The organism is Geomonas sp. (assembly GCF_035254065.1).
GTDB lineage: Bacteria > Desulfobacterota > Desulfuromonadia > Geobacterales > Geobacteraceae > Geomonas.
Genome location: NZ_DATFBA010000259.1, coordinates 1 through 4,253, shown reverse-complemented (window position 1 = coordinate 4,253; position 4,253 = coordinate 1). Strand labels below are relative to the sequence as shown.

The window sequence follows — 4,253 nt, the reverse complement described above, 5'->3', positions numbered from 1 at the left end:
CTATGTTCCGGAAGATAAGGGAGTGCGGACGACGAGTATCCATAAGAGTCCCCTTCCGAACCCCCGGAGGGGGATTTTTCTTTTTGGAGGAAAAGACATGAAGGTAGCAACCACGGCAGCGCACATCGGACTGGAGCGGGTTTCACGGACGGGGGCGGTCACGGTCCCCATCTACCAGACGGCAACCTTTCGGCATCCCGCTCTCGGCCAGAGCACGGGGTACGACTACAGCAGGTCGGGCAACCCGACCCGGCAGGCCCTGGAGGAAGGGATCGCGGCCCTGGAGGGTGGCTGTCGCGGCTTCGCCTACGCATCCGGCATGGCGGCCATCACCAGCCTGATGTTCCTCTTCCGCCAGGGGGATCACCTGATCGTGACCGAGGACCTTTACGGCGGCAGCTACCGACTGTTCGAAAAGATCTTCCTGCAGTTCGGCCTAAGCTTCAGCTACGTGGACACCAGCGATCTCGCCGCCGTGCGTGAGGCGGTCCGCCCCAACACCCGCGCGCTGTTCGTCGAATCCCTCACCAACCCGCTTTTGAAGGTGGCCGATATCGAGGGGCTCTCCGCCATCTGCAAGGAACACGACCTGCTCCATATCGTGGACAACACCTTCCTGACCCCGTATCTGCTGCGCCCCTTCGACCAGGGGGCCGACATCACCATCTACTCCGGCAGCAAGTACCTGGCAGGCCACAACGACACGGTGTGCGGCTTGGTGGCGGTCAAGGACCCGGAGCTTGCCGAGCGGGTCTATTTTCACCAGAACGGCGTCGGTGCCGTGCTGGGTCCCCAGGACTCCTGGCTCACCATCCGCGGCATGAAGACCCTCACCCTCAGGATGGATCGCCAGCAGGAGAACGCACAGGCCATTGCGGAGTGGCTCTCCAAGCACCCGCAGGTGGGAAAGATCTATTACCCCGGCCTTCCCGACCACCCCGGCCATGACCTGATGAAGCGAAGCTGTAAAGGGTTCGGCGCCATGATCGCTTTCGAGGTGAAACGCCCGGAGCAGATCAACCAGCTGCTGATGAAAACGAAGCTGATTTCGTTCGCCGAAAGCCTGGGGGGGGTGGAGAGCCTGATCACCTTCCCGCAGGTCCAGACCCATGCGGACATCGAGCCCGAGACGCTGGAGCGGCTGGGCATCAACAACCTCCTGCTCCGCCTGTCGGTGGGGATTGAGGACAAGGACGACCTGATCGCCGACCTGGCGCAGGCATTCGAGGAAGGAGAGCACGCATGAAATTCGCAACCGAACTGATACACGGCGGAGGGCCGATCGACCCGGAGTTCGGCTCCCTGAGCCACCCCCTCTACCTGAGCTCCACCTTTGGCCAGCGCTCCATGGACCACTTCGGCAAGTACGACTACGGCCGTTCCGGCAACCCCACCCGTGAGGCACTGGAAGAGGCGGTGGCCGGGCTGGAAGGCGGCACCACCGGCCTCGCCTTCGCCACCGGCATGGCCGCCATCGGTTCCACCTTCCTGATCTTCGCACCCGGGGATCACCTGGTGGTCTGCGAGGACGTCTACGGCGGCACCTTCCGCCTGCTCTCCACCGTGATGAAGGGGTGGGGACTCGAGGTGAGCTTCGTCGACGCCACCGACCACGCGGCCATCGCCGCCGCCGTCCGGCCCGAAACCAAGGCGCTCTACCTGGAGACCCCCTCCAACCCGCTCTTGAAGATCACCGACCTGAAGGCGGCCGCCGCCCTGGCCAAGGAGAAGGGTCTAGTGACCATCGTCGACAACACCTTCATGACCCCGTACCTGCAGCGCCCCCTCGATCTCGGCTGCGACATCGTGCTCCACAGCGGCACCAAGTTCCTCAACGGCCATTCCGACGTCATCTGCGGATTCGCGGTCACCAAGGACCCGGAACTCGGCAAGCGGCTGCGCTTCATCCAGAACGCTTTCGGCGCCGTGCTCGGTCCGCAGGACTGCTGGCTGGTGCTGCGTGGGCTGAAGACCCTGAAGGTCCGGATGGAAGAGAGCCAGCAAAGCGCCCAGCGGATCGTGGAGTGGCTGAAGACGCAGGACAAGGTGACCAAGATCTACTATCCCGGACTTGCCGAACACCAGGGCCACGAGGTGCATACGGCCCAGTCAAGCGGCCCCGGCGCGGTGCTCTCCTTCGAACTCGACAGCTTCGAGACCACCAAGAGGCTCTTGGAGGGAGTCAAGCTGGCGGCGTTCGCCGTGAGCCTGGGAGGCGTGGAGAGCATCCTCTCCTACCCCGCCAAGATGTCGCACGCGGCCATGCCCCCAGCCGAGCGCGAGGCGCGCGGCATCAAGGACACCCTGGTACGCCTGTCAGTCGGCCTGGAAGACCCCGACGACCTGATCGCCGACATGGAAGCCATGCTCAAGGGGTAAGACGCAGAAACATTTGACCACCTCCCCTCCCCCTGCCAGCTCTCCCTCGCCCTCCGGGAGAGGGCCGGGGTGAGGGAGCTTCCCACGAAGATCCGAGGCATCCCCCCGCTGCCCTCCCATGAACACAACTCAAAGCAATCCCCCCTGTCCCCCCTTTATCAAGGCGGGGAACGTATCGCGAAAGGTACTTGTCAACAGCGTGACCTTTAGGAAGGGGGCGCTCGGGATACGCTCCTTGCCGGTGCCTCAATCTGTGTTATACGATCTCCAGCCACATACCACATACAGCAAAGGAGAGCGTCATGGATATACCCAAGGGGACCAACGTATCTGCTATGACCGATCGCTGTAGGGGGGCAATCTGGGGACAGTTCATCGGTGATGCCGCATGTATTGCGATGCCTGCGCTCGGCACCTCACCGAAGGGGATCGGCCTGTTCGAGCAGCCAACGCAAACCCAAAGCCAGGAAGGGAAACAGCCGGGCGAACTCACCCATTACGGGGAGGCGGCGTTGCTCATGCTGCAGTCCGTCGCCGAGTTGGGGTATTTCTCTGCCCCGGACTTCGGGCCGCGCTTCATCGCTCATTTCTCCGCCGAGGATTATCGGGGGCATCTCGACCAGGCAACCAAGGGGACCATAGACAACTACCGCGCTTACGTAGACAAACGGCCCGGCGCCTCCTACCATTTCCAGGGCGGCGCCGATGACGACCAGCCCTCCACCTTGACACGTCTGGCTCCGGTGGTGGTGAACCGCTATCAGCAGGAATCCCTGCTCAAGGTGGTGGAGGCGGCAATCCGCGTCTGCCAGGACAATCAGCGAGCCGTGGTATATGCGAAGTGCCATGCCCTGATCATCAAGGAGCTGCTTTTGGGGAACGGCCTCGCGGATGCTGTCAAAAAGGCGGCCAAGGCGGTGACCGGCGATGGAGAACCGGGCAAGGAGATCGCCAGTGCCATCGAGGCGGTGAACGGCATGCTGCAAAACGAGGTCCACGCGGTAACCACGCAGTTGGGCAATGGCGCGGCATTGAAGAGTTGTTTCCCGGCCGCGCTCCACTGCGCACTCAAGCTACAGGACGATTTCCAGCAGGCCATCCTGCAGACCGCCAAGACTGGCGGTGAATGTGCGGCCCGCGCCGCGCTGGTCGGGACCTGGCTGGGGGCGTTGCACGGAGTTCAGGGGATTCCGGCTGAGTGGCGCAACCGGTTGAAAGCTCAGGAAGAAATCGAGGGGTGCATCGAAAAGATCGTGGCGAAGGTCAGGTAAGCCGGCAGGAATCTTTTTAGAGACTATGAAAGTGGCCGTTCATGAGACGACACAGCATGAACGGCCATTTTTCGTGCTACCGCCATTCGGCACAAAAGGACAATTTGCCCTCTATTCTGGAAGATTGCCAGGCCTTCGCCGTCTGCAACAGGGCTCGACACGGCCTTTACAAGGATGGTGACAGCAGGACGTCAACCTTGGTCGTTTTAAAATTTAATGGTCTTTTATTGGATTTTAAAATTATAAAGTTGACATGCTATGTGCAAGGTGATATTGTGCGCCATCCGTGGATGTTCCCGGGATCAACCTAAAAGAAGTAATATGGGAGAAGTAAGTAAATGGTAAACGGAACTGTGAAATGGTTTAACGACAGCAAAGGGTTTGGTTTCATCGAGCAGGAGAACGGCGAAGACGTTTTCGTGCACTTTTCTGCCATCATGGGAGACGGTTTCAAATCCCTCACCGAAGGCGACAGCGTAACGTTCGAAATCGTTAAGGGCCCGAAAGGCCTGCAGGCAGCCAACGTTTCCAGGGTCTAATCACATAGCGTAGAACTTTATTTTTAAAAAGCCTCGGGGAAACCCGGGGCTTTTTTTATTTGTG

General features: G+C 60.5%; 4 protein-coding genes. All 4 read left to right on the top strand.

Annotated features, from left to right (window positions below; genetic code table 11):
- Positions 1 to 97: 97 nt before the first annotated feature.
- The 4 genes from VJ604_RS11970 to VJ604_RS11955 all read left to right on the top strand — a co-directional run bounded on the left by VJ604_RS11970 (position 98) and on the right by VJ604_RS11955 (position 4,189).
- Complete coding sequence (locus tag VJ604_RS11970) at positions 98 to 1,246, top strand: trans-sulfuration enzyme family protein (protein ID WP_324082768.1); 1,149 nt, start codon at positions 98 to 100, stop codon at positions 1,244 to 1,246.
- A complete protein-coding gene (locus tag VJ604_RS11965; protein WP_324082766.1) occupies positions 1,243 to 2,379 on the top strand; it encodes a trans-sulfuration enzyme family protein in 1,137 nt (378 codons plus the stop codon). The genes VJ604_RS11970 and VJ604_RS11965 overlap by 4 nt, the downstream gene beginning before the upstream one ends.
- Before the next feature lie 302 nt (positions 2,380 to 2,681).
- Complete coding sequence (locus VJ604_RS11960; protein WP_324082765.1) at positions 2,682 to 3,650, top strand: ADP-ribosylglycohydrolase family protein; 969 nt, start codon at positions 2,682 to 2,684, stop codon at positions 3,648 to 3,650.
- Between the two features lie 338 nt (positions 3,651 to 3,988).
- On the top strand, positions 3,989 to 4,189 hold the full coding sequence (locus tag VJ604_RS11955) for a cold-shock protein (protein ID WP_324082763.1): 201 nt from the start codon (positions 3,989 to 3,991) through the stop codon (positions 4,187 to 4,189).
- Positions 4,190 to 4,253: the final 64 nt, after the last annotated feature.

Excerpts from the sequence above, each read along its gene's own strand:
- VJ604_RS11970 (WP_324082768.1), top strand. The coding sequence starts at position 98 with ATGAAGGTAGCAACCACGGCAGCGCACATCGGACTGGAGCGGGTTTCA.
- VJ604_RS11965 (WP_324082766.1), top strand. The coding sequence starts at position 1,243 with ATGAAATTCGCAACCGAACTGATACACGGCGGAGGGCCGATCGACCCG.
- VJ604_RS11960 (WP_324082765.1), top strand. The coding sequence starts at position 2,682 with ATGGATATACCCAAGGGGACCAACGTATCTGCTATGACCGATCGCTGT.
- VJ604_RS11955 (WP_324082763.1), top strand. The coding sequence starts at position 3,989 with ATGGTAAACGGAACTGTGAAATGGTTTAACGACAGCAAAGGGTTTGGT.